Genomic DNA, 1314 nt, shown 5'->3' with positions numbered 1-1314 from the left:
GACAGCGCCACGCTCGGTGACGGGTTTGTATTCCCGGCCCTGGCGCTCGGCCATCCACTTCGCGCGTCGCTCCATGGAATTGGCCGCTGGCCCCAGCTTCAGCTCCGGGTCGCGGTCCAGTTCCTCAGCGCTCAACTTGTCGCCACGATCCAACGCCGTCTCGCGCTGCTTCTCAAGCGACCGGTGATCGACGCGCTTGACCTCCCCGACACGCTCCAGCGCGCGGTTCTGCAACTCGGCCCAGAGGCCACGCATCTGCTCGATCTCGACGCCGCCCGTCTTCGCGGAATCAAGAATGCGCGTCTTGGCTGTGAAGCCCCCGGCTTCCAGCTTGCGGGTGGAGGTCAGCACATGGGCATGATGGTTGCGCTGATCACCCTCGCGGTGCGGCGCGTGGATCGCAACATCGACAGCTACGCCGTAGCGGCTGACCAGCTCCTCGGCGAACTGACGGGTGATCAGCGACCGGTCCTCGTCGCTGATCTCGGACGGCAGGGCCAGCTCCCATTCGCGGGCGGTGACGGAGTTGCGACGGGTCTCGCTGGCCTCGGCCTCGTTCCAGAGGCGGGACCGATCCTGCGCCCAATCCGGGGCATCCTTCGGGGTCAGGATGAAGGTCTCCTCGATGCCCTGCTTGCGGGTGTAATCGTGGACACGGCCTTCGCGCAGGCACTCGATACGCTCCCCGACACGGTAGGCCGCTGCCGCCGTGGCGGAGCGCCCGGCGCTGCGTTTGATCGTCTTCACGGAGAGGTGGTAGCTGGCCATGCGTCCTCCCCTCGCCTGTGAAGCAAACGCGCCCACGCGCCGCAGCTGATCCGTGCCGATGCCCTGACATTGGCAATCAGATCAGCCGTCTTTTCTCCGCAAGAGTGCGCCCGGAACCGGCGCGGTCCGAGGGGAAAAGACAGCCCGCTTGAGGCGAGCCAACAGCTCTCCGACGCGCGGGCTTGCCAGTGATCTGCCCCCAGATCCCCAGCCTCATGGGGGGCGGGATATGGGGACAGATCACTGGCGGTTTGCCGGGGGCAAACCCGGTTCGTGTCGGCACCGTCAGGTCTGCCGGGGTGCGCGCTCGCACCGACACGAACCTCCCGCAAGGGAGACGCCAGCGGCAGACCGGCCCCCACCGTGGGGCATCGGGCGAGACGCTGGCGCGACCTTGCGGGACGCGATCCAACCGCTGAGGTTGGGCTGGGATGGTTTGGAAGGGGCGGCGCGCCCTTCCATGTCGCGGCGGCACGCAGCGAAGGGGATGGCCATCGGCCGGGGCTTTGCCCCAGAGAGATCGCACGCAAATCTCGGAACCGCAGG

General features: G+C 67.6%; 1 protein-coding gene. It reads right to left on the bottom strand.

Annotation, left to right across the window (positions count from 1 at the left end; translation table 11 throughout):
• Window positions 1-768: MobQ family relaxase (gene mobQ / locus AC2FLX_RS22110; protein ID WP_496875576.1), on the bottom strand; the 768-nt coding region annotated here is incomplete at its 3' end.
• Window positions 769-1314 lie beyond the last annotated feature (546 nt).

The organism is Ruegeria sp. YKSF57 (assembly GCF_059612585.1).
Note: the sequence above shows the minus strand (reverse complement) of the source record. Positions and strands in the feature narration are given on the sequence as shown.